Here is a 21,072-nt window from a genome sequence, read left to right as displayed (position 1 = left end):
CTACCCACAGGGTCCACTGGGCCATTAGAGTGATGCATGAGCGCAGGAGCTTGATAACGCGTCACGATCCTGTGGCGATCGCATCCATTAGTAGGAAGCCTTCGTTGACGAGTGAACGACGTCACTGTGGGCGACCATGAGAGCGAACCGGAAACAAACGGAGCAATCCGGGCGTTGCACACGGTGAGCAAGCAGCCTGGGCCCCGGCCCTGAGCCGAGCGAAAGGACACCGCCATGGCCGACCGCGTTTTGCGTGGAAGCCGGCTCGGAGCAGTCAGCTACGAGACCGACCGCAACCACGATCTCGCTCCGCGCCGGGCAGCGCGGTACGCCTGCCCGAAGGGACACGACTTCGAGGTCCCCTTCTCCGACGACGCCGAGTTGCCGCCGACCTGGGAATGCCGCCTCCACGGCACCGAGTCGAAGATCATCGACGGTGTCGAGCCGGAGGTGAAGAAGGTCAAGCCGCCGCGCACGCACTGGGACATGCTCCTGGAGCGCCGGTCCATCCCTGAGCTCGAGGAGCTGCTCGACGAGCGCCTCGAAGAGCTTCGCGGACGCCGGACCCGCACGGCCTGATCCACACCAGACGCGTCAAGCCGTCCCGGTCTCCCGCCGGGGCGGCTTTTTGCGCACCTCGTAAAGGCCTCTAGGAGGCCCGTGCAGCCGTCGTGATCAAGTTTCGCCCCCACCACACGCCCACGGCCGCCAGCACGGCCCAGATCGTCAACGCGACGATCGAACGCGGTGAGCCGAGATCGCTCAGCGCGTCCCCCAGCACCGCGGCGAGCACCGTCGAGGGCACCAGCCCGAGCGCTGTGCCGAGCGCGAAGTGCCTGCCGCGCACGGACGTCACGCCCGCGCCGTAGTTCGCCAGTGTGAACGGCAGGACCGGCAACAACCTGATCACCAGCGTCGCCTCGACCCCGCGCCGCGCGAAGACCCGTTCCAGGACCTGGAGCCGCGCCCCGAGTCTGCTCTTGACCGTGTCGCGGCCGAGGCCGCGGGCGATCGTGAACGCGATCAGCGCGCCCGCCGTGAACCCCGCGATCGCCAGCGCGCTCCCCCACCCCACGCCGAACAGCAGTCCCGCCGCCGTGGCGAGGACCGGTTTCGGGAAGAACACCGCCGTGCCGAGCGCGCACAGCGCCACGAACACGACCGGCGCCGCGCTCCCCGCACCGTCGACCAGGACGCGGAGTTCGGTGCCGTCGGGCAGGTCCACGAGCTGCGCCGCGACCGCCAGTGCGACGACCAGCAGCAGCAACACGATCAGGCCCGCACGTCGCATCAGACCAACGTACCCGGCAGGCTGGAGCGCATGACCGTGCTGCTCCCCTCCGGCGAGACCGTCCCCGCGCTCGGCATGGACACCTGGACGATGGGCGACGATCCGCGCCGGCGAACCCAGGAGCTGACCGCGCTGCGGACCGGCCTGGACCTCGGCCTGACGGTGGTCGACACAGCCGAGATGTACGGCTCCGGCGCGTCCGAGGAGCTCGTGGGCGAGGCCGTCGCCGGTCGTCGCGACGAGGTGTTCCTGGTGTCGAAGGTGCTGCCGTCCAACGCCTCCGCCGCCGGGACGATGCGCGCTGTGTCGAATCACTGACAAGGGCAGGGCAGCTTTCGCCCACGAGAAAGACACTCGTGGACGAAAGCTGCGAAGCGTCGCTGCGCCGGCTCGGCACCGACCGCCTCGACCTGTACCTGCTGCACTGGCGCGGCGGCGTGCCGTTGGCCGAGACCCTGGACGGGTTCGCGGCGCTGCTGGACGCGGGCAAGATCCGCCACTGGGGCGTCAGCAACCTCGACCTGGACGACATGCGCGAGCTCGCGGCGTTGCCGGGCTCCTGCCAGACCAACCAGATCCTCTACAACCTCTCCCGCCGCGGCCCTGAGCACGACCTGCTGCCGTGGCACGCCTCCACCGGCATGCCGGTCATGGCCTACTCCCCCGTCGAACAGGGCAGGCTGCTCGGTTCCGCCGCGCTGGCCTCGGTCGCCGCACGGCACGGCGCCACCCGGCCCAGATCGCGCTGGCCTGGGTGCTGCGGCTCCCCCACGTGAACGCGATCCCCAAGGCGAGCACGGCGGAGCACGTCCGCGAGAACGCGCGAGCGCTCGAACTCCGCCTCTCCCCCGACGACCTCGCCGAGCTCGACCGGGCCTTCCCTCCCCCTGCTGGGCCGCAGCCGCTCGCCATGCTTTAGTTCCGCGGATGAGCTGGACCGACATCGAGGGCTGGATCGGCGAGAACGCCCCGGCGCTGCACGCCGCGCTGCTCCCGCCGTCGTCCGCTGTGGACATCACGGACGCGGAGGAGTCCATCGGGTACGCGCTGCCTGACGACGTCTCCGCGTGGTGGCGCCGGTTCGGGGGCATCGGCGAGACCTACACGCACTGGCCGCTCGTCCCGACGATGTGGCAGCCGCACGGCCTCACCACCGCGCTGCGCCTGCGGACGCTGATGTCGGAGGCGATCAGCGGCATCGCCTTCACCACGCTCGGCGAGGAGAAGGACTACGAGGCCGTCGCGCTGCGGGAGCCCGCGGGAACGCCCTGTGTGGACATCTGGCTGCCCGCGTGGCTTCCCGTCGCCGCGGACGGGTCCGGGTGGGAGCTGTTCGTGGACCTGCGCGCCGGATCGCGGCACGGGTGCGTGATGGAGTGGGACAAGTACAGCGGCGCCGACAGCGATCCGTTGTGGCCCAGCGTCTCCGCGATGTTCGACGACGCCGCCCGGTCGTTGCGCGGGGAGACCGGGCATCGCGTCGTGTTCGAGCGCAACGACTTCTACTGGGCGTGAGACGCGCGTCCCACTCCCACACCGGGCTCACGTCCGGACCGGTAGCGTGACTTCCCGGTCTTACCAACCAGACACGAGGAAGCGAGGTGAGCGACACATGCCAGGCGACAGTAGCCCGCGCAGGTCATCCACCTCGCACGCTGGTAGTTCTGGCGTGTGACGCCACCCCTGCACGCAAGGGGAGTCACACGATGCACGTCTTCGACATGACGCTGCGCATCGCCGAGAGCATGGGCCTCGGCGCGTTGATCGGTTTCGAACGGCAGTACCGCTCGCGCATGGCGGGACTGCGCACCAACGCACTGGTGGCGGTGGGTGCCGCGTTGTTCGTCCTGCTGTCCGCGCAGGGCTTCGACGGCCAAGGCGACCCCACGCGCGTCGCCGCTCAGGTGGTGTCCGGCATCGGGTTCCTCGGCGCGGGCGTGATCCTGCGCGACGGGCTCTCGGTGCGCGGACTGAACACCGCGGCCACGCTGTGGTGCGCGGCCGCGGTGGGGTCGCTGGCGGGCGCCGGGCTGCACGTCGTCGCGGCGGCCGGCACGGTGGCGATCATCGCGGTCAACGTCGGCCTGCGAGAGCTGGGCCGCGCTGTCGACCGCAAGGACGACGAGGCCTAGCGCGGCTGGTACGTCAGGCAGTTCGCGTGGTGCCCGCCCTCACCCTGGCCGACCCGCACGCTCTGCGCCGTGCACTCCAGCGAGGCGTTGTGCGTGCAGTCGGTGCGCGAACAGGCACCGACCTGGGCGACGACCTTGTCCAGGCCGCCCTTCGTGCCGAGCGGGATGAACGTGCCGCAGTCGGCCGCTCCGTTGTCGCCGCGCACGGTGATCGCGAATGCGTGACAGCCGTCGTGGTTGTAGGAGCAGTCGCTCACGGTGCAATCGTGGACTGCGGGCATCGCCGGGTTCTCGAGGGTGGTCATGTCCGCTCCTGCCGTGGTGGGAAAGGTTCGGTGATCCGGACCATGCCACCGCGGCAGGAGCCCCGCAATTCGAGAGGAATTAGGCGAGCCTATCCTCAAGAATCATTTCAGGCGTGGTCCAGAACGCGCCGCAGGAACCGCCGGGTGCGTTCCTCGCGCGGCTCTCCGATCACCTGACCAGGCGGTCCGTTCTCCACGATCACCCCGCCGTCGAGGAACAACACCTGGTCCGCGACCTTCTCGGCGAACCGGATCTCGTGGGTGACGATGACCGTGGTCCACCCTTCCGAGGCGAGGTCTTTGATCACCGCCAGCACCTCCCCCACGAGTTCGGGGTCGAGTGCGGAAGTGGGTTCGTCGAACAGCACCACTCGAGGTTTCAAAGCGAGCGCACGGGCAATACCCACGCGTTGTTGTTGTCCGCCGGAAAGTTGATACGGGTACGAATCAGCTTTGTCCGCGAGGCCCACCTGGTCGAGCAGCGTCCGGGCCTCCCCCACGACCTCCTCCTCCGGGCGCTTCTGGGCGACGACCGGGCCCTCGGTGAGGTTCTGCAGGACGGTGCGGTGCGGGAAGAGGTTGTGCGACTGGAACACCATGCCGCTCTGCGCACGCAGGCGCGCGCTCGCGGCCCGGCCCGCCTTGCCCGGTGGCAGGGCGGAGAAGTCGACCGACACGTCGTCGATGCGGACGATGCCGCCGTCCGGGGTGTCCAGGGCGTTCAAGGACCGCAGCAGGGTGGTCTTGCCGGAGCCGGACGGTCCCAGCAGGACGGTGGAGGTGCCGCGCGGGGTGGAGAAGTCGATGCCGCGGAGCACGTCGAGCGAGCCGAAGGACTTGCGCAGGCCGGTGACGGCGATGCGGATGTCGTCTGGGCGGATGTCGTCGCTCATGCGATCACGTACCTGTTCAGCCTGGTCTCCAGTCGTTTCTGCGCGGCCGACAGGGCCACGCAGACCACCCAGTAGTACAGCCCCGCGAACGAGTACAGGGCGAGGAACTCGTTGCTCTCGGCCGCGGCCAGCTGGGACTCGCGGAAGAGTTCGGTGAGCAGCACGACCGAACCGAGCGAGGTGTCCTTCAGCAACGACAGCAGCGTGTTCGACAGCGGTGGCACGGCGGTGCGGGCGGCCTGCGGCAACACGATGCGGCGCAACGTCTGCGCGTAGCCGAAGCCGATCGTCGACGCCGCCTCGAACTGACCGCGCGGCACGGACAGGATCGCCGAGCGGATCACCTCGGCCGCGTAACCGGCGACGTTCAGCGAGAACGCGACGACGGCGGCGGTGAACGGCGGGAACTTCAAGCCTATCTGCGGCAGGCCGTAGAAGACGATGAACAGCTGCAGCAGCAACGGGGTGCCGCGGATGATCGAGATGAACGCCCGCGCGAGCCCCGACAGCACCCGGTACGGCGAGATCCGGGCCAGCGCCACCAGGAGTGCCAGCGCCAGGCCGATCGCGAACGACAGCGCGGTCAGCGGGACGGTGACCTTCACCAGGCCCACGAACATCGGCCACGCCGTGGCACGCAGGATGTCCCACGTGCTGCGCTGGCCGCGTCCCTCCGAGAGATCTGCGGCACCACCGTTCTCGACGGACACGTCGGCCTTGAAGTACTTCTGCGAGATGCCGTGCAACGTGCCGTCGGCCTTCAAGGCGTCGATCGCGGTGTTCGCCTGCGACAGCAACGCGGAATCTGCCTGCCGCAGCGCGAGGACCTGCTCGCTGCCCGCCTGGCCGGCGTCACCGGCGATCTCGACGTCCTTCGAACCGGTGGTGGCGAGGTAGTCGAGGACCGCGATGTTGTCGTTGACGATGGCGTCGACGCGGCCCTGCTGCAGCAACGCGGCGGCCTGCGCGAAGCCCTCGACCGCCTCCACGTTCGCACCGGCGTCGCGGGCGACCTTCGCCCAGTTGCTGGTGCTGGACTGGGCGGTGGTCTTGCCGCTCAGGTCCGCGATGGACTTGATCCGGTCGTCGCCGGTGCGCCGGACGATCACGCCGCGCGAGTAGGTGTAGGTGCTGGAGAGGCCGTACTTCGCGGCCCGTTCGGGGTTGCGCGACACCTGGTTCGCGATGAGGTCGATCCGTCGCGCGTCGAGCGCGGGGAAGATCGCGTCCCACTGCGTCTCGACGAACTCCAGCCGCCAGCCGGCCTTCGCGGCGATCGCCTTGACGACCTCGATGTCGTACCCGGTCAGTTCCTGGGTCCGGGGGTCGTGGAAGGAGAACGGCGGATACGTGCCCTCGGTGCCGACGCGGACCAGCGGTGGTTGCTCTGGTTGCGCGTACGCCGGTGCGGGGACGACGATCAACAGCAGCAGGAGCAGCACCGCGCCCCTGAACACTTGTCGCATCGGGGCAGGGTAGAGCGAACCGGGCAGGCGGCGCTGAAGATCCACTATGCGGGACGGGGTGTACGGCATGGCTACGGTGACCACCGCCGACGGACAGCTGGTGTCCTACGTGGACCACGGCGGTGACGGCCCGGCGGTCGTGCTGCTGCACAGCTTCCTGATGGACGCGACGATGTGGTCACCGCAGGTCGAGGCGCTCGGCGACCGCCACCGGCTCATCGCGATCGACGAGCGCGGCCACGGTGGCACACCCGCGACCGGACCGTTCGACCACTGGGACGTGGCCCGCGACGCGCTCGTGGTGCTCGATGCCCTGGGTGTGCGGCAGGCGGCTGTGGCCGGCACCAGCCAGGGCGGGTTCGTGGCGCTGCGGATGGCGTTGCTGGCTCCGGAACGGGTGGCGGCGCTCGTGTTGCTCGGCACGTCCGGTGAGACCGAGGACGAGCAGATCTCCGACGCGTACCAGCAGCTCGCCGAGGTGTGGATCGCGCAGGGACCCGAGACGGTGGCCGAGGCGGTCGCGAAGATCTGCCTGGGCGACCACGACCCGTCGGACTGGACGCCGAAGTGGAGCGCCGTCGAGCCCGAACGGCTGAGGCTGATCATGAACGCCCTGGTCGGCCGCGAGGGCGTGCTCGACCGGCTGCCGGAGATCGGCGTGCCCGCTCTCGTGCTGCACGGCACCGCCGACCTCGCCTACCCCGTCGCGAAGGCCGAGGCCCTGGTCGCGGGGCTGCCCAAGGCGGAGCCGCTGGTGCTCGTCGAGGGTGGCGCGCACTTCCTGAGCCTCACGCACGCCGCGGACGTCAATCCGCACCTGGAGCGCTTCCTCAGCGCGACCCTCTGACGGCCCAGGCCTTCGCGGTCAGCTCGATCGGACCGGTCTGCGGCAGGCGGGAGCGGAGCAGTTCGCGGACGGCGGCGAGGTGCTCCGGCGGCAACGTGGCCGCGTAGGCGGGTGCCGCGCCCGTGCCGCCCAGGAACGGACTCCAGAAGTCGTCGAAGTCGCGGAAGACGGTGGGCACGACGATGCCGGTCACCTCGACGTCGCGCAGCCCGGCCCCGGTCCACAACGCGCGCAACGGGTCCGGATCGCTCACGCGGCCGAAGCGCAGTCCTTCGTCGTGATCGGCCGCGGCGGGGTCGACGTCCTTCGCCGCGTCCCAGAACAGTCGCATCATCCGCATGCCGCTCGTGTAGTCCCACAGGTACGAACCCACGAACGGCGCGGCGCGCGCGAACTCCCCGACCGCTCGGGCCACGTCCGGCACGAACGTGAGCACGAGCCCGCTGACCACGACGTCGGCGGTGCGTCCGCCCAGGTCGGTGGCGGTGCCGACCTCGAAGGACGCGCCGGGGACGCGTTCCCTGGCCAGGTCGAGGAACCCTGCCGACGGGTCGATGCCCGTGATCGCGGCGGGCTGGGCGTGCGCCAGCACGGTCCCGGTCAGCGCGCCCGTGCCGCAGCCGACGTCGAGCCAGGTCCGGCCGGGCGGCACGGCCAGCCAGCGCAGGAACTCCACTGCGACCGGCCGGCTCCACCGGCCGACGTAGTGCTCGTAGGCGTCGCCGAAACCCCACATGCCGTCGACGGTAACCCCGCGCGGACCCCGCGGAATTAAACGGGGGCTGGTCCGGTTAAGCTGGATGACACATCAACTAGCGAGGTCGGGTGGGTTGTGAAGATCGCTGTTCTGGGTGCGGGCCACGTCGGTCCCGTCATCGCGCGTCTCGCCCTCGCGGCGGGCTACGAGGTCACCATCGCGGGCTCCGGTGACCCGTCGCGGATCGAGATGATCACCGACTTCCTCGCGCCCGGTGCCGTCGCGCTGTCGGCCGCCGACGCGGTCGCGGACGCGGACCTCGTCGTGCTGGCGATCCCGTGGCACCGGTTCCCGGCGCTCGAGCCGGGGATGTTGGCGGGCAAGGTCGTCATCGACTCGATGAACCACTGGCCGCCTGCGGACGCTCCCCTGGGCACGAGCGAGCAGGTGGCCGGGCGGCTGGCGGGCGCTCAGGTCGTCAAAACCCTCAACCACGTCGCCTACCAGGACATGGAGCCCGCCGCCGGTCGCGCCGTCGGTTTGGCCGGTGACTCGCCGGCCGCGGTGAAGGCCGTCGCGGAGTTCCTGGACCGCATCGGGTTCGACCCGGTGCCGGTGGGGTCCCTGGCCGCGGGACGGCTGCTGGAACCCGGCGGCCCGGTGTTCGGCGTCGCGGCCCGCAGGCAGGAATTCGAGAACTTCGGCAAGGAGCAGTCATGACCACCACGTTCGGGCTCGACACGTTCGGCGACGTCACCCACGACGCCTCGGGCACCCCGCTGACGCACGCCCAGACCATCCGCAACCTGGTCGAGCAGGGCGTGCTGGCCGACCAGGTCGGCCTCGACTTCTTCGGCATCGGCGAACACCACACCCCGGACATGCCGTTGTCCGCGGCCGACGTGGTGCTCGCCGCGATCGCCGCCCGCACGTCGTCGATCCACCTCGGCTCGGCCGTGACGGTGCTCAGCTCGGACGACCCGGTGCGCGTGTACCAGCGCTTCTCGACGCTCAACGCCGTGTCGGACGGCCGCGCGGAGGTCATCCTGGGCCGCGGGTCCAGTGTGGACTCGTTCCCGCTGTTCGGCTACGACCTCGCGGACTACGAGGACCTGTTCGAGGAGAAGACGCACCTCTTCGCGGAACTGCTGAAGGGCGGCCCGATCACCTGGCAGGGCAAGACCCGCGCGGCACTGCACGAGCAGGACGTGGTGCCGTACACCGAGCCGTTCCCGACGTGGATCGGCGTCGGCGGCAGCCCGCAGTCCGTGGTGCGCGCGGCCTCGTACGGCTTCTCGCTGATGCTCGCGATCATCGGCGGCCACCCCGGCCGCTTCGCCCCGTTCTCGGAGCTCTACCAGCACGCGCTGGAGAAGTTCGGGCGCGACCCGTTGCCGATCGGCATCCACTCCCCCGGCCACGTGGCGGAGACCGACGAACAGGCGCGGGAGGAGTTCTGGCCGCACTACCTCGACCTGATCGGGCGGCTCGGCAAGACTCGCGGGTTCGCCACCCCGACGCCGGAGTCGTACGCGCACGAGGTGGGGCCGCACGGTGCGTTGTTCGTCGGCTCGCCGGAGACCGTCGCGGAGAAGATGGCGCGCACCATGAAGAAGCTCGACGCGAGCCGGTTCGACCTGAAGTACGGGATCGGCGGGCTGTCGCACGAGTCGCTGATGCGGACGATCGAGCTGTACGGGACGAAGGTCGTGCCGTTGGTGCGGGACATGCTCGCCTGACCCTGGTGGGGGCCGCTGACGCGGCCCCCACGGCGTTACTTCTTGGACGACGCGATCTCGCACCCCTTGACGTGCTCCAGCCCGAGCGTGATCGACGCCGCGTCGTTGTTCGGACCGCCGAACGCGTAGGAGACGGTGTCCGAGCCCGGTTCGTTGTGCACCTCGACGTAGCGGACTCCCTTGCCGCGCAGGCATTGCACGACGCGGTTGGCGAAGTCGACGGCCTCCGGGTTGGTGACGTCCTTCTCCCAAGGGGGCAGCGGCGTCTTCACCTCGCAGACCTGCAACGCCTTGTCGAGCTCCTCCTTCGTCGGCTGCGGGCGGCCGCTGCTCTCGTCCGCGCGGCCCTTCTTGTCCATGCCGAAGCTCGCCATGCACTGGTTGTACGGGACGTAGAGGGCTTCTACGTCCTCGTTGGTCATGTCGAGGCGTTCACGGGGCCGTTGTTCCTGCGCCGCCGAGGGGGGACTGCTGCTCTGGGGTGTCGAGATCGAGGCGACCTGGGGCGGGGCCTCGGGCTTGGCGCACGCGGCCAGGAGCAGCAGCAGGAGGGCCGGGGTGGCCTTCTTCATCGTCGGGTTTCCTTTCGTCACGCGGCGAGCGCCTGCGTCGGGGTGAGCCTGGCGGCGCGGAGGGAGGGGTAGAGGCCGGCGGCGGCGCCCACGACGAACGCGGCGAGCACGCCTGCGGCCAGGACTTCGAGCGGGAGGACGAGCGGCCAGCGGTGCAGGGTGGCGTAGCCCGCCACCGCCAGCGCGCCCAGTGCGGTGCCCGCGAGGCCTCCCAGGCCGGAGAGCAGGACCGCCTCGGTCAGGAACTGGGCCCGGATGTGGCCTCGGGTGGCTCCCAGGGCGCGGCGCAGGCCGATCTCGCTGCGGCGTTCGAGCACGGAGATCACCATCGTGTTCGCCACGCCCACGCCGCCCACCAGCAGCGCGATGCCCGCGAGGCCGAGGAACAGGGCGCTGTAGGAGTTCTGGGTGGCGCGTTTGGCCGCCAGCGCGTCGGACGGGCGGCTGACCTGGACCAGGCCGGGGACCTCGCCGTAGAGGGTCGCGGGCAGGACCGCCCGGACGTCCTCGATGGACTCCTCGCGGGCCTTCACGTAGACGACGGTCGGGTGGCCGTCGAAGCCCAGCTGGGTGCGGGCGGCGTCCCAGCCGACGAGCACCGAGCGTTCGATGTCGGGTGCCAGCGGCATCGGGGCGAGCACGCCCGTCACCGTGAACCACCGGTCCCCCACGTACACCGCCGGGCGTTCGCCGACGTCCGGGATGCCGAGGCGCTGGGCGGCGACGTTGCCGAGCACGACGCTCGGGAAGTCGGGGCGGGGCAGGAACTCCCCGCTCTGGACGTGGCCGTTCACGGTCTCCAGCAGGCCCGGAGTGGCGGCGAGGACCGTGATGTCGGAACTGTGGCCCGGGTCGAGGAGGTCGTTGCGGCGGACTCGGGTGTGCGTGTTGGCGACGGCCGCGGCGGCGGTCACCGGGCCGATGCGCTGGACCATCGCCACCGAGGACTCCGGCAGCAGCACCGGGTCGTCCTGGCGCTGAGTGGGCTGGGCGCGCAGGAGGTTGGTGCCCAAAGTGGTCAGTTCGTCGAGCAGGGCCTGCTGGCTGGAGGCGGGGATGCCGGTGACGACCACGACGGTGGCGATGCCCAGGGCGATGCCGAGGGCGGACAGAGCGGCGCGGAGCCTGCGGGTGCGCATGCCCAGGGAGCCGACGGACAGCAGGTCCACCGGTGAGAGGCGGGTCATCGTCGGCTCCCCACGACGGGCAGGGAGAGGGTCGCGTCACCCGTGTCCGCGACGATCCGGCCGTCGCGCAGCTCCACCCGGCGTGGCAACGACGCGGCGATGTCCCGGTCGTGCGTGATCAAAGCGATGGTGGTGCCCTGCCGGTTGAGGTCCCGCAGCAACTCCAGCACCGCCAGGCCGTTCGCGGTGTCGAGCGCCCCGGTCGGTTCGTCGGCCAGCACCAGGGCCGGGTTGTTCACCACGGCACGGGCGACGGCGACGCGCTGGCGTTCGCCGCCGGACAGCTGCTGGGGCTTGTGGTCGGTGCGGTGGCCGAGGCCGACGCGCTCCAACGCCTCCTCCGCCATGCCGCGGCGGTTCTTGCGGCGCACTCCGGCGTAGAGCAGGCCGGTCGCGACGTTCTCGACGGCGGACAACCCGTCGGACAGGTGGAACTGCTGGAACACGAACCCCAGCCTGCTGCCGCGCAACGCGGACAGGCGGCGGTCGGGCAGGCGGGACACGTCCTGGCCGTCGATCTCCACCGTGCCGGACGACGGGACGTCGAGGGTGCCGACGAGGTGCAGCAGGGTGGACTTGCCGGAGCCGGACGGGCCCACGATCGCGAGCAGCTCTCCTGAGCCGACCTGCAACGACACGTCGTCGAGGGCCGTCACACCGCCGGGGTACCTCTTGGTCACCGAGCGCAGGGCGAGCACCGGGGTCACTGGGCCGTCACCACTTCGAGGCCGTCCACGACGCCGTCGCCGGAGATCTCGACCTTGTCCTGCGAGTACAGGCCGGTCCGCACGGCCTTCAAGGCGCCCGAGGGCAGCTGCACGGCGTAGCCGCCCTCCTTCAACGCCACGAGCGCTGCCAGCGGCACGGTCAGCACGCCGGTGCGGCTCTCGGTGGTGACGGTGAGGCGGACGGGGGCGGCGTCGAGGTCGCCGACGTCGGCCGGATCGTCCGGCGTGATCACGACGTCGACCTTCGGGCCGCCGCCGCTCTCGGCGGGTGCCGCGATCTGCTTCACCGTCGTGACCTTCGCGGGGACCGGGCGGTTGTCGGGCCGCAGGATCGTGACCGGCACGTCCGCTTTCAGCACGCCGGCCTCGGTCACCGGCACCTGCAGCGTGACGAGGCGCGTGGTCGGCGTGAGCTCGAACAGCTCCTCCGTGGCGGGGTCGCCGAGCTGGGCCTTCACCGTGCCGACGCGCATCGGGCGGTCCAGCACGAGCACGCGGCCGGGTGCGAGGGTGCCGGTCTGCTCGACGCCGATGGCCTTCTGCCACTTCTTCAGCGCGTCGGCCACGCGCGAGGTGAACTCGGCCTTGGCCGCGTCCCTCGGGCGGGTGCCGACCGAGTAGCCCAGGGCGGCGAGGTTGTCCATCACCACGGCCACGTCCGATCCCTTGAGCCCCGGCGCGTCCAACGGCCGGAACAGCGGTGTCGCGCCGAGGAACACGACGACGGGCTGGTCGTCGACGCGGTAGAGCTCCTTGCCGAGTTCGGTGGCCTGACCGGCGCCGGGCAGCTTCGTCACGGTGCCCGCGGCGCCCTTCACCGGCCGGGCCGCGCCGAAACCGAGCTGGCCCTGCAGCGTGCGGGTGTTCGTGAGGTCTCCCTTTCGCACGGTCGTGGTCTGCACCGCTGGTGGCGGGGCCGCGGCGGGCTCGGCTGGCCGGCCGCGCACCACGAGGGTGACGGCGGCGGCGACCACGGCGAGCACCGCGGCCACGATGACTGTCCTGCGCATGCGGTGGATCTTCGGAGGCACTTGTGAGGATCCTGTGTCGAACCGGTGATCGGGCCGAGGGCGTTCCTATGATCGGCCGGTGAGCGCTCTCATCCTGGTCGCGGAGGACGACGAGAACCAGGCCGAGCTGGTGCGCCGCTACCTGGAGCAGGACCACCACCGGGTGCTCGTCGTCCACGACGGACGGGACGCGCTCGACGTGGTCCGCCGGCACGATCCCGCTCTCGTGGTGCTCGACCTGATGCTGCCGGGGCTGAGCGGGCTGGACGTGTGCCGGGCGCTGCGGGCCGATTCGGACGTCCTCGTGCTGATGCTGACGGCGCGGTCCACCGAGGACGACCTGCTGCACGGGCTCGGGATCGGCGCGGACGACTACATGACCAAGCCCTTCAGCCCGCGCGAGCTCGTGGCGCGGGTGCGGACGTTGCTGCGGCGGCTGCCGGCGGAGAAGCCGAGGCCGGAGCTCCGGGTCGGGCCGATCGTGGTCGACCAGGTGCGGCACGAGGTCCGGGTGCGGGACGAGCTGGTCGAGTGCACGCCCGGCGAGTTCGGGCTGCTGGAGGTGCTGGCGTCCGAAGTGGACCGGGTGTTCAGCCGTGAGCAGTTGCTGGAACGGATGCACGGCATCGACAGCTTCCTGACCACCCGCACGATCGACACGCACGTGAAGAACCTGCGCCGCAAGATCGAGACCGATCCGCGCACGCCCGCGCACCTCGTGACCGTCTACGGGATCGGCTACAAGCTCACGGCGGGACGCTGATGCGCCGGAGCGTCTTCACCCGGCTGCTCGTGGTCGTGGTGCTGATCGCGGTGTGCTCGATCGCGGCGACGGCGTGGCTGGCGACGCAGCTGACGAAGGCGTCGATCGCCCGCGAACAGGGCCGTGAACTGGCCTCGGACAACCGGATCTACGCGACGCTGCTGGCGTACGCGACCGACCACCGCGACTGGTCCGAAGTGGACGGCTACGTCGAGTCGCTGATGTCGGAGCACCCCGGCCGCCGAGTCGTGCTCGTCACCAAGGACGGCCGCACGGTCGCCGATCGGGGCGGGGACGGCGGCCAACTGCCGGCCAAGGCCGCCGCCGTGGTGGACCCGCTGGCGGTCGACCCGGTGCTGGTGCCGGGAGCGCCCGCCGACCGGATCGACAAGCGCGTGCTGGGACCGTTCCGCACGCCGATCGACTTCCGCGACCGCGAGGACCGCACCGGCTCGCTGTTCTGCCTGCGACTGGTGAAGAAGGAGCAGACCCGGCTGGACTGCCGGGAACGGGACCTGCCGTTCGACACCGCCGCCGACTTCTCCGCGCTGCTCGACCTCGAGGACCTCGTCAACGCCTGCCTGGCGCGCCGCTCGCTGCCGCCGGCGGACCTCGATCCCGACTTCACGCCCGCCGAGAAGCAGTCCGGTGGTGCGCCGCCACCGGACGAACCCGCCGTCGCCGAGTGCGTCGCCGCGTCCCGCAGGGAGCAGCTCACGCCGTACGTGGCGCCGCCCGTCCTGCTGTACCTGACGAACCCGACGGGCCCGCCGACCGCCGCGATCTCGTTGTCGGGCAACGGCGGGCAGGTCGTCGGGGCCGCGGCTGCGGTGCTGCTGGCCGCGGTGGGGGTGGCGGCGTTCGCGGGTGCGCGGATCACCCGGCCGTTGCGAGCGCTGACGGCCGCCGCCCAGCACCTGTCCGGCGGTGGTGACGTCCCGCCGGTGCCGGTGCGCGGGCAGGACGAGATCGCGGGGCTGACCAGGGCGTTCAACACGATGACCGCGAGCAGGGCGCAGCTGGAGCGGGCGCGGAAGGCGATGGTCAGCGACGTCGCGCACGAGCTGCGGACGCCGTTGAGCAACATCTGGGGCTGGCTGGAGGCGGCCGAGGACGGGGTGAGCGACCTCGACCCGGCGCTGATCGCGTTGCTGCTCAAGGAAGCGCTCGTGCTGCAACACGTGGTCGACGACCTGCAGGACCTCGCCGTCGCGGACGCGGGCGCGCTCCGCCTGACACTCGAACGGGTGAACGTCGTGTCAGCGTTGGAACAGGTCCAAGCCGCACACGAGGTACGGGCCGCGCAGGCCGGTGTCACGTTGACGGTGTCGGCTGACCGCTCGCTGACCGTCCGGGCGGACGCCCTGCGGTTGCGGCAGGTCCTCGACAACCTCGTCGCGAACGCGCTGCGGTACGTGCCCGCCGGCGGCTCGGTGGCGGTCGGGGCCACGTCCGGGGACGGCGAGGTCGTGATCACGGTGGCGGACACCGGGCCGGGCATCCCGGCCGAGGACCTCCCCCACGTGTTCGACCGGTTCTGGCGCGCGGACAAGTCGCGCAGCCGCAGCACGGGCGGCAGCGGACTGGGCCTCGCGATCGTCCGCAAGCTCGTCGAGGCGCACGCCGGAACGGTCGATGTGACCAGCACGACAGGCACCGGAACCACGTTCCGCGTCCGATTGCCGGAACTCACCTGATACACCCAGCGTTAGTTCGCTGGAGAGGAAACCGGTGATTGTTCCCATGCCCTCGAGCGCGCCCCGTCGCACGGGCTCGTTCGTACTGACCGAAGACGTGACCGTCCGGGTGACCGGGCAGGCGCGCACCGCGGCCGCGATGCTGCGCGAGCACGTCTTCCGGCAGACCGGCTTCCTGCTGGCGGAGTCGCCCGACGGGATGCTGATGGTGTCGCACGACCCGGCGATGCGCGGGCTCGGCCCCGAAGGGTACGCGCTGCTGGTCAGCAACGACGCGATCATGCTGCGCGCGGGCACCCAGGCCGGGCTGCGGCACGGCGTGCAGTCGTTCCGGCAGCTGATGACCGGCGACGGCGCGGTCCGCGCGGCCGACGTGCGCGACTCCCCCGCGTTCGCGTGGCGCGGTGTGTCGAGTGCGCTGCTGCCGCCCGCCGAGATGCGCAGGGCCATCGACCGGATGGCCGCCTACAAGCTCAACGTGCTGCACGTCTTCCCGGACGGGGACGCCGACGCGCTGCGCGACCTGGTCGAGTACGGCCGCGACCACGGCATCACCGTGGTGCCCGAACTCAGCCCGGCGACGATCGAACTGCTGGAGCTGTTCCCGAGCCGCTGGGTGCACATCGGTACCGCCAAGCTGACGACGAAGTTCGCCGGTTTGCTGGAACGGCACGGCAAGCTGCCGGTGCGCTGGCACGCCGGGGACGCGGACGTCCTGGGCCCGCACGGGAAGCTCGCCGAGGGCGACGACGTCCTGCGCGCCATCGCGACCGCGGGCTGGGTGGGCGAACTGCGCACCACCTCCGCCGTCGCGCCCGCCTGGTAGCTCGTTCACAGTCGTCGCGTGATCGCAGGTCACGCGACGACCCGCTTCACATGTTTATCTTTGGCCAGCGGGTCTCCGGCGCGCGGTGGAGGCGTTCGACCGGGGAAGTTGTGCCACACCAGGCTTTCCGGACGCGTCCGTGAACCTGTCCGTTGGCTGTCGCGTCCTGGTTCGGCGCCGTGAGCGGTGCGATCGTTGTCCTCGTGCGGGCCTCTTCGAAGTTCCGGCCGGACCACCGTTTCCGGCTCCTGTTCGTGGACGACGACCGGGAACTCGCGGAGCAGCTCGCCGTGGTGCTGCGCGGTGAGGGGTACGACGTCGACGTCGCGTTCGACGGGCAACGTGGCCTGCACCTCGCTCTCACCCACCCCTACGACGTGGTCGTGATCGACCGCGTCCTGCCGGTGGTCGACGGGCTGGACCTGGTGTCCCGGTTGCGTTCCCGGTCCGTGCGCAGCCAGGCGCTGATGCTCACCGCGATGGGGTCGGTGCACGACCGGATCGACGGCCTCGACGCCGGTGCCGACGACTACCTCGCCAAGCCGTTCGACCTGGGCGAGCTGACCGCGCGGCTGCGGGCGCTGTGCCGGCGGGCCGCGGAACTGGCAGCGGTGCTGTGCATCGGCGCCGGTCGCCTGGAGCTCGAACAGCACCGGGTCGTGTTGCCCGACGGCGAGAAAGTGCCGCTCACCACGAGGGAGTTCGCGTTGCTGCGCGTGCTCGCGACGCACCCGGAGACGGTGCACACGCGGGCGGCGTTGCGGCGCACGGTGTTCCAGGACGCCCCCTCCCTGTCCATTGTGGACACCTACGTGCACTACCTGCGGTCGAAGGTCGGACGTTCGGTCGTCCAGACGGTTCAGGGGATCGGTTACCGGTTGGGGGCGCTGTGAGGTCGTGGGCCGAGGCGGAACGGGCCGAGGTCCGGCGGGCACGGCTGCGGGTCAGCGTGCTGGTGGGCCTCGCGATCACGCTGATGGTCGCGTTCGTCGGCGCGATCGCGTACACGGTCATGGTGCACGCGCAGGAGACCCAGGTTTCGCGCGAACTCCGCTACAACGCCCAGTACGGCGTGCCGGGCATCGCACCCCGATGCGCGTGGGTGTTCGTGCTGGAGGACGGTGTGCTGCACGAGGGTCCGCTGGAGGTGCCGGCCGGTTTCCCGATGCGCGGCGACATCGACGCCGTGCACAGGTCGGGCACGTCGGTCCCCCGCGACGTCTTGGCGAACGGCACCGAGTACATGGTGCTCACGGCACCGGGCGCGGACGGCACGACCGTGCAGGCGGTGTTCGACCTGCGCTACCAACTCGCCGACCGCACGAACCTGCTGCGGGCACTGGCGGTCGCGCTGGTCTGCGGCCTCGTGGTGGCGGCGTTGATCGGCCTGGGCGTCAGCCGCCGCACGGTGGGCCCGCTGGCCGAGGCACTGGCCCGGCAACGCCGTTTCGTCACCGACGCGAGTCACGAGCTGCGCACCCCGATCGCCCGCGCGTACCTGCGCGCCCAGCTGCTCGCGGCCGCCGTGGACCTGCCCGACGACCAGCGGACCACCCTCGACGCGCTGGCCGGATCGATCCGCGGGCTCGCCGACGTGGTGGACGACCTGCTGGCCTCCGCGCAGCTCACCCGGCGACTCGACGGCAAGCCGGTGGACCTGGCCGACGTGGCCGAGGCCGCGGTGGTGGGCGAGACCGAACGCGCCGCCGAACGGCGGATCACCCTGGCGCTGGACCATCCCGGGCACCCTGTGGTGGTGCACGGGATCGAGACCGGTTTGCGGCGGGCCGTCGACGAGCTGCTGGCCAACGCCGTCCGGCACACGCCCGAGGGTGGGCGGATCTCGGTGAGCGTGCGTGCGGGTGCCGGAGAGGCCGAGCTGGTGGTGGCGGACAACGGAGAGGGGTTCGAGACTCGGGAGGCGAGGCGGTTGTTCGAGCGGTTCCACCGGGGTGCCGGGGAGGGGCGGTTCGGGCTGGGACTCGCGCTGGTGCAGGAGATCGTCGCTGGGCATGGTGGGTCGGTGTCGGCCGTGGGGCGGCCCGGGGTGGGGGCTCGGTTCACGCTCCGGATTCCGGTGGGGGCCCCGGTGGTGCCGGTCCGGGAACGGATCGCCAGCGCCCGCCCGTGAGGGTCGCGGTGGCGAAGTCGGGCGGCTGCCGCGCTCGCCACCGCCCCCGCGCCGGATCTCGGCGACGAACGCGGTCGTGGCCCACGTCAGGGAGCCGTCGCCCGTCCGGTGAACGCCGGTGGCCGGGTCGTCGCGCGGACGTCCCGGCCTTCCGGTCCGGTGGCTCAGCCGACCCCGACCGTGAACGCCGCCCTGCGCACCTTGCCGCCGTGGGCGAACTCCAGGAACAGCCGGTACTCGCCCCGGTCGGCGAACACGGCCTGGAAGCTCAGCTCACCGTTGTCGAGCGGGATGCCCGCCAGTTCGACCGGGTGCAGGTGGGTGGCCGAGAGCAGCATGGTGTGGAAGCCGGTCATGTGGCCGTTGGCGCCCAGATGCGGTTCCAGCGAGGTCACCGGTGTGCCGTCCGGGCCGCGGATCGACAGGCGCAGCGTCTGCGGGGCCATCGCGGTGGGCTGGGCCGGTGAGTCCACGCGCACCACGCTGTAGCCGTCGGTGGTCGTGGCACCGTCCGCCGGAGCGGGCACCGGGACGACCGTCGTGTCACCGGGAACGCTGAACGGCACGCCGAGCACGACCGGGTGGCGCGGGTCCGCCGTGTCGAGCGGCACGAACTCCGCGAACATCCGGTAGGCACCGCCGTCGGGCAGGGAGAGCGTGGTGTGCCAGGTGTCGCCCTGCAGAACCGGGTGCAGGTGCTCGAACACGAACATGTCCTCGCGGACGGTGAAGAAGTGCATCTGCTTGGTCTGGTTGTCCAGGAACCGGGTGACGGGCTTGCCCGCGCCGTCGAGGATCCGGAACGCGACCGGCACGGCGGTACCGCGGGTCTCGGGGGTGGTGACGCGTTCGAACCGGTAGCCGCTCTCCACATCAGACAGACCGTCGCTGTGCGCGGCGGGCAGCACCGGGCCCATGTTCTGGTGCTGCATCGGCGGGGCGGACTTCGCGAACACGACGATCCCGCCACCCGCCACCACGGCGACGGCGAGCAGGGCGAAGAACCAGTCGGTGAGGCTCAGTTTGCGCATGACTACTCCCAGCGGCGCGGGTGGACGGCCTGGACCGCCCACCCGCGTCAGGTCAGAACTGCAGGCTCCACGCGTCGATGTAACCGACGTCGGAGCTGGCCACGTCCTGCACCTTGAGCTGCCAGGCTCCGGCGGCGTCCTCCGCGGCGGCGTTCACCGTGTAGGTGGTCACCACGTTGTCGCCGGAGTCGTTGCCGGAACCCTTGAGGCGGAACGAGGTGCCGTCCGGAGCGACGAGGTCGATCACCAGATCACCGCGGTACGGGTGCTTGATGTCGACGTTCACCTTCAGGGCGGCGGGCGCCTTGCCGGGCACGCCGGAGACCGAGACGGACGACGTCACCGCGGCGCCCTTGTCCGGAATGGACACGTCGGCCGTGTTCTCGAACTTGCCGCCGGTGGGCGGCGGTTCGACCGCGCCGAGGGTGGGCTTGACGACGACCAGGCCCTGCTCGATGCCGTTGACCAGGACGATGCCGCTGGCGAAGTACGGGTAGTTGCTCCACGCCCCGTTGAACTTCGCCTCGTTCGCCGCCGGGTAGATGTCGAAGTACCCGGCCTCCGTGAGCTGTGCCGACGCGACGCCGCTGACGTCGAGGATGCGCAGCCCGGCCTGGTAGTTGGCCTGGTAGGAGTACTTGCCCTTGATGTACTGGTTGTGGTCGATCGCCGTGGCGGGCGAGTTGTAGACGCCCGTGTGCACCGGGTTCGCCAGCGACGCCAGGTCCCAGATGTAGGTCTTCGTGCGCTTGTCGGTGCCGCGCGACTCGTCGAGCTCGTCGTCGAGCAGGAAGTAGCGCTGGTCCTCGGTCAGCCAGCCCTGGTGCGAGTACTGCGCGCCGGAGTAGGCCTTGCGCACGATCTGGACCGGGTTGGCCTTGTCGGTCACGTCGACGATCGTCAGCGTGTCCTCGTTGGAGTTGAAGCAGATCTCCCGGCCCCGGTAGGTCGCGTCCGGGCCGCGGTAGATCACGCACTGGTTGTCGTGCGTGTAGCCGTCCTGCGCGACGCAGCCCGCGTTCTTCGGCGACTTCGGCGTGCGGATGTCGACCATGTGCGGGCCGCCGCTGCACGTGTTGGAGCCGATCGCGTACGCGTACCCGGTCTCCTCGTTGATGGCGATGTTGTGCGCCGGGCCGAACTCCTTGTAGAGCGCGTCGGCGGTCAGCGTCTGCGGGGTGGTGATCGTCCGCAGGCGGGTCAGGTCGAACACCTGCATGCCGTGGCCGGTGATGAAGTCGGCGACGATGAAGGCGTGGTCCTTGTAGACCTTCATGTCGCGCCACGAGCTGCTGCCGCCGTTGGACGGCAGGTTGCCCAGGAACTTCGGTGCCGTGGGCGTGCTGACGTCGACGAACGCGGTGCCGTTGGTGCGGCCGACGATCGCGTACTCCTTGCCGGAGGACGGGTCGGTCCAGCCCCAGATGTCGTTGCCGTTGCCACCGCCCATCGCGGACAGGGGCAGCACGCTGAGCAGGTCCACGTTCTTGCAGGGGTAGATGTCGGCCTTGCCGTCCACGCACGGCACACCGGCGGCGGACCCGGTGACGGCGTGGCGGTCGGCGGGCAGGTGGTCGGCCAGGAACGTCCTGGCCGCGGCCTGTCCTTCGGCGGTGTTCGGATCGTGGGCGGAGGCGCCCGTCATCGAGAGGGCGACCACGGAGACCGTCAAGACGGCCAGCGCCCCCATGCGCAGGGATTTCATGAAGTTGGACTCCTTAGGAACGGGAGGCAGGGGTTCCCGGTCAACCACAGAC

The 21,072-nt window shown here is 70.8% G+C and carries 25 protein-coding genes; 14 read left to right on the top strand and 11 right to left on the bottom strand.

Annotated features, from left to right (window positions below):
* The first annotated feature begins 234 nt into the window (after positions 1–234).
* The gene (locus PV646_RS18650) at positions 235–579 is read left to right on the top strand and encodes an RNA polymerase-binding protein RbpA (protein ID WP_030466135.1); all 345 of its coding nucleotides are present in this window, start codon (positions 235–237) and stop codon (positions 577–579) included.
* A 70-nt stretch (positions 580–649) separates the two neighbouring features.
* Here the strand turns inward: PV646_RS18650 and PV646_RS18645 are convergent, their stop codons facing one another.
* Positions 650–1,291, bottom strand: coding sequence for a TVP38/TMEM64 family protein (locus PV646_RS18645; RefSeq protein ID WP_500343429.1), 642 nt, complete (start codon positions 1,289–1,291; stop codon positions 650–652).
* A gap of 30 nt (positions 1,292–1,321) precedes the next feature.
* Here PV646_RS18645 and PV646_RS18640 point away from each other — a divergent pair, with 30 nt between their 5' ends.
* The 5 genes from PV646_RS18640 to PV646_RS18620 all read left to right on the top strand — a co-directional run bounded on the left by PV646_RS18640 (position 1,322) and on the right by PV646_RS18620 (position 3,423).
* Entirely contained in the window at positions 1,322–1,609 is a 288-nt protein-coding gene (locus PV646_RS18640; protein WP_500343428.1) for an aldo/keto reductase, read from the top strand.
* 38 nt (positions 1,610–1,647) lie between these two features.
* Positions 1,648–2,067, top strand: a complete 420-nt coding sequence (locus PV646_RS18635) for an aldo/keto reductase (protein ID WP_500343427.1) — start codon at positions 1,648–1,650, stop codon at positions 2,065–2,067.
* On the top strand, positions 2,064–2,210 hold the full coding sequence (locus PV646_RS18630; RefSeq protein ID WP_500343426.1) for a hypothetical protein: 147 nt from the start codon (positions 2,064–2,066) through the stop codon (positions 2,208–2,210). Before PV646_RS18635 ends, PV646_RS18630 begins: the two co-directional genes overlap by 4 nt.
* 8 nt (positions 2,211–2,218) lie before the next feature.
* Positions 2,219–2,806: an SMI1/KNR4 family protein gene (locus PV646_RS18625; protein WP_500343425.1), complete on the top strand. Its 588-nt coding sequence runs from the start codon at positions 2,219–2,221 to the stop codon at positions 2,804–2,806.
* A gap of 191 nt (positions 2,807–2,997) precedes the next feature.
* The gene (locus PV646_RS18620) at positions 2,998–3,423 is read left to right on the top strand and encodes an MgtC/SapB family protein (RefSeq protein ID WP_109636909.1); all 426 of its coding nucleotides are present in this window, start codon (positions 2,998–3,000) and stop codon (positions 3,421–3,423) included.
* Here PV646_RS18620 and PV646_RS18615 read toward each other — a convergent pair.
* From PV646_RS18615 to PV646_RS18605, 3 genes are all read right to left on the bottom strand, one after another.
* On the bottom strand, positions 3,420–3,728 hold the full coding sequence (locus PV646_RS18615) for a DUF1540 domain-containing protein (protein WP_500343424.1): 309 nt from the start codon (positions 3,726–3,728) through the stop codon (positions 3,420–3,422). The two genes, PV646_RS18620 and PV646_RS18615, sit on opposite strands and share 4 nt — an antisense overlap.
* Positions 3,729–3,835: 107 nt before the next feature.
* Entirely contained in the window at positions 3,836–4,621 is a 786-nt protein-coding gene (locus PV646_RS18610; RefSeq protein WP_500343423.1) for an amino acid ABC transporter ATP-binding protein, read from the bottom strand.
* Positions 4,618–6,087: an ABC transporter substrate-binding protein/permease gene (locus PV646_RS18605; protein ID WP_500343422.1), complete on the bottom strand. Its 1,470-nt coding sequence runs from the start codon at positions 6,085–6,087 to the stop codon at positions 4,618–4,620. The genes PV646_RS18610 and PV646_RS18605 overlap by 4 nt, the downstream gene beginning before the upstream one ends.
* Before the next feature lie 67 nt (positions 6,088–6,154).
* Here PV646_RS18605 and PV646_RS18600 point away from each other — a divergent pair, with 67 nt between their 5' ends.
* On the top strand, positions 6,155–6,934 hold the full coding sequence (locus PV646_RS18600) for an alpha/beta fold hydrolase (protein WP_500343421.1): 780 nt from the start codon (positions 6,155–6,157) through the stop codon (positions 6,932–6,934).
* On the opposite strand, the gene PV646_RS18595 is transcribed toward PV646_RS18600, so the two are convergent.
* On the bottom strand, positions 6,918–7,670 hold the full coding sequence (locus PV646_RS18595) for a class I SAM-dependent methyltransferase (RefSeq protein WP_500343420.1): 753 nt from the start codon (positions 7,668–7,670) through the stop codon (positions 6,918–6,920). The genes PV646_RS18600 and PV646_RS18595 overlap by 17 nt on opposite strands.
* A gap of 96 nt (positions 7,671–7,766) precedes the next feature.
* Between PV646_RS18595 and PV646_RS18590 the strand changes: the two genes are divergently transcribed.
* Both PV646_RS18590 and PV646_RS18585 read left to right on the top strand, forming a co-directional pair.
* Positions 7,767–8,351 carry an NADPH-dependent F420 reductase gene (locus PV646_RS18590; RefSeq protein ID WP_500343419.1) on the top strand — a complete coding sequence of 195 codons (585 nt, stop codon included), beginning with the start codon at positions 7,767–7,769 and terminating at the stop codon, positions 8,349–8,351.
* Positions 8,348–9,370 (top strand): LLM class flavin-dependent oxidoreductase, encoded by a 1,023-nt coding sequence (locus tag PV646_RS18585; protein ID WP_500343418.1) that lies wholly within the window; start codon positions 8,348–8,350, stop codon positions 9,368–9,370. The genes PV646_RS18590 and PV646_RS18585 overlap by 4 nt, the downstream gene beginning before the upstream one ends.
* 35 nt (positions 9,371–9,405) lie before the next feature.
* Here the strand turns inward: PV646_RS18585 and PV646_RS18580 are convergent, their stop codons facing one another.
* Genes PV646_RS18580 through PV646_RS18565 form a run of 4 tightly spaced genes read right to left on the bottom strand, consistent with a single transcriptional unit; the run spans position 9,406 to position 12,867 of the window.
* Positions 9,406–9,942 carry a hypothetical protein gene (locus tag PV646_RS18580; RefSeq protein ID WP_500343417.1) on the bottom strand — a complete coding sequence of 179 codons (537 nt, stop codon included), beginning with the start codon at positions 9,940–9,942 and terminating at the stop codon, positions 9,406–9,408.
* A gap of 17 nt (positions 9,943–9,959) precedes the next feature.
* A complete protein-coding gene (locus PV646_RS18575) occupies positions 9,960–11,129 on the bottom strand; it encodes an ABC transporter permease (RefSeq protein WP_500343416.1) in 1,170 nt (389 codons plus the stop codon).
* Positions 11,126–11,836 (bottom strand): ABC transporter ATP-binding protein, encoded by a 711-nt coding sequence (locus PV646_RS18570; RefSeq protein ID WP_500343415.1) that lies wholly within the window; start codon positions 11,834–11,836, stop codon positions 11,126–11,128. The genes PV646_RS18575 and PV646_RS18570 overlap by 4 nt, the downstream gene beginning before the upstream one ends.
* Positions 11,833–12,867 carry an efflux RND transporter periplasmic adaptor subunit gene (locus tag PV646_RS18565; protein ID WP_500343414.1) on the bottom strand — a complete coding sequence of 345 codons (1,035 nt, stop codon included), beginning with the start codon at positions 12,865–12,867 and terminating at the stop codon, positions 11,833–11,835. Before PV646_RS18565 ends, PV646_RS18570 begins: the two co-directional genes overlap by 4 nt.
* 79 nt (positions 12,868–12,946) lie before the next feature.
* Between PV646_RS18565 and PV646_RS18560 the strand changes: the two genes are divergently transcribed.
* The 5 genes from PV646_RS18560 (at position 12,947) to PV646_RS18540 (ending at position 18,284) form a co-directional block, all read left to right on the top strand.
* Positions 12,947–13,630 carry a response regulator transcription factor gene (locus PV646_RS18560; RefSeq protein ID WP_500343413.1) on the top strand — a complete coding sequence of 228 codons (684 nt, stop codon included), beginning with the start codon at positions 12,947–12,949 and terminating at the stop codon, positions 13,628–13,630.
* On the top strand, positions 13,630–15,327 hold the full coding sequence (locus PV646_RS18555; protein ID WP_500343412.1) for a sensor histidine kinase: 1,698 nt from the start codon (positions 13,630–13,632) through the stop codon (positions 15,325–15,327). The genes PV646_RS18560 and PV646_RS18555 overlap by 1 nt, the downstream gene beginning before the upstream one ends.
* A gap of 34 nt (positions 15,328–15,361) precedes the next feature.
* Positions 15,362–16,153: a glycoside hydrolase family 20 zincin-like fold domain-containing protein gene (locus PV646_RS18550; protein ID WP_500343411.1), complete on the top strand. Its 792-nt coding sequence runs from the start codon at positions 15,362–15,364 to the stop codon at positions 16,151–16,153.
* Positions 16,154–16,332: 179 nt separating this feature from the next.
* Positions 16,333–17,046, top strand: a complete 714-nt coding sequence (locus tag PV646_RS18545; RefSeq protein ID WP_500343410.1) for a response regulator transcription factor — start codon at positions 16,333–16,335, stop codon at positions 17,044–17,046.
* A complete protein-coding gene (locus tag PV646_RS18540; RefSeq protein WP_500343409.1) occupies positions 17,043–18,284 on the top strand; it encodes a sensor histidine kinase in 1,242 nt (413 codons plus the stop codon). The genes PV646_RS18545 and PV646_RS18540 overlap by 4 nt, the downstream gene beginning before the upstream one ends.
* 164 nt (positions 18,285–18,448) lie before the next feature.
* Here the strand turns inward: PV646_RS18540 and PV646_RS18535 are convergent, their stop codons facing one another.
* Entirely contained in the window at positions 18,449–19,315 is an 867-nt protein-coding gene (locus tag PV646_RS18535) for a DUF8832 domain-containing protein (RefSeq protein ID WP_500343408.1), read from the bottom strand.
* Positions 19,316–19,367: 52 nt separating this feature from the next.
* Complete coding sequence (locus PV646_RS18530) at positions 19,368–21,020, bottom strand: choice-of-anchor B family protein (protein ID WP_500343407.1); 1,653 nt, start codon at positions 21,018–21,020, stop codon at positions 19,368–19,370.
* Positions 21,021–21,072 lie beyond the last annotated feature (52 nt).

Origin of the sequence: Streptomyces sp. ID05-26A, from assembly GCF_033794685.1 — a bacterium.
Taxonomy (GTDB): domain Bacteria; phylum Actinomycetota; class Actinomycetes; order Mycobacteriales; family Pseudonocardiaceae; genus Lentzea.
Note: the sequence above shows the minus strand (reverse complement) of the source record. Positions and strands in the feature narration are given on the sequence as shown.

Coding starts and splice junctions, on each gene's coding strand:
- PV646_RS18530 (WP_500343407.1), bottom strand. CDS start 21,020: ATGAAATCCCTGCGCATGGGGGCGCTGGCCGTCTTGACGGTCTCCGTG.
- PV646_RS18645 (WP_500343429.1), bottom strand. CDS start 1,291: ATGCGACGTGCGGGCCTGATCGTGTTGCTGCTGCTGGTCGTCGCACTG.
- PV646_RS18615 (WP_500343424.1), bottom strand. CDS start 3,728: ATGACCACCCTCGAGAACCCGGCGATGCCCGCAGTCCACGATTGCACC.
- PV646_RS18575 (WP_500343416.1), bottom strand. CDS start 11,129: ATGACCCGCCTCTCACCGGTGGACCTGCTGTCCGTCGGCTCCCTGGGC.
- PV646_RS18625 (WP_500343425.1), top strand. CDS start 2,219: ATGAGCTGGACCGACATCGAGGGCTGGATCGGCGAGAACGCCCCGGCG.
- PV646_RS18620 (WP_109636909.1), top strand. CDS start 2,998: ATGCACGTCTTCGACATGACGCTGCGCATCGCCGAGAGCATGGGCCTC.
- PV646_RS18595 (WP_500343420.1), bottom strand. CDS start 7,670: ATGTGGGGTTTCGGCGACGCCTACGAGCACTACGTCGGCCGGTGGAGC.
- PV646_RS18535 (WP_500343408.1), bottom strand. CDS start 19,315: ATGCGCAAACTGAGCCTCACCGACTGGTTCTTCGCCCTGCTCGCCGTC.
- PV646_RS18640 (WP_500343428.1), top strand. CDS start 1,322: ATGACCGTGCTGCTCCCCTCCGGCGAGACCGTCCCCGCGCTCGGCATG.
- PV646_RS18650 (WP_030466135.1), top strand. CDS start 235: ATGGCCGACCGCGTTTTGCGTGGAAGCCGGCTCGGAGCAGTCAGCTAC.
- PV646_RS18605 (WP_500343422.1), bottom strand. CDS start 6,087: ATGCGACAAGTGTTCAGGGGCGCGGTGCTGCTCCTGCTGCTGTTGATC.
- PV646_RS18555 (WP_500343412.1), top strand. CDS start 13,630: ATGCGCCGGAGCGTCTTCACCCGGCTGCTCGTGGTCGTGGTGCTGATC.
- PV646_RS18610 (WP_500343423.1), bottom strand. CDS start 4,621: ATGAGCGACGACATCCGCCCAGACGACATCCGCATCGCCGTCACCGGC.
- PV646_RS18600 (WP_500343421.1), top strand. CDS start 6,155: ATGGCTACGGTGACCACCGCCGACGGACAGCTGGTGTCCTACGTGGAC.
- PV646_RS18585 (WP_500343418.1), top strand. CDS start 8,348: ATGACCACCACGTTCGGGCTCGACACGTTCGGCGACGTCACCCACGAC.
- PV646_RS18565 (WP_500343414.1), bottom strand. CDS start 12,867: ATGCGCAGGACAGTCATCGTGGCCGCGGTGCTCGCCGTGGTCGCCGCC.
- PV646_RS18580 (WP_500343417.1), bottom strand. CDS start 9,942: ATGAAGAAGGCCACCCCGGCCCTCCTGCTGCTGCTCCTGGCCGCGTGC.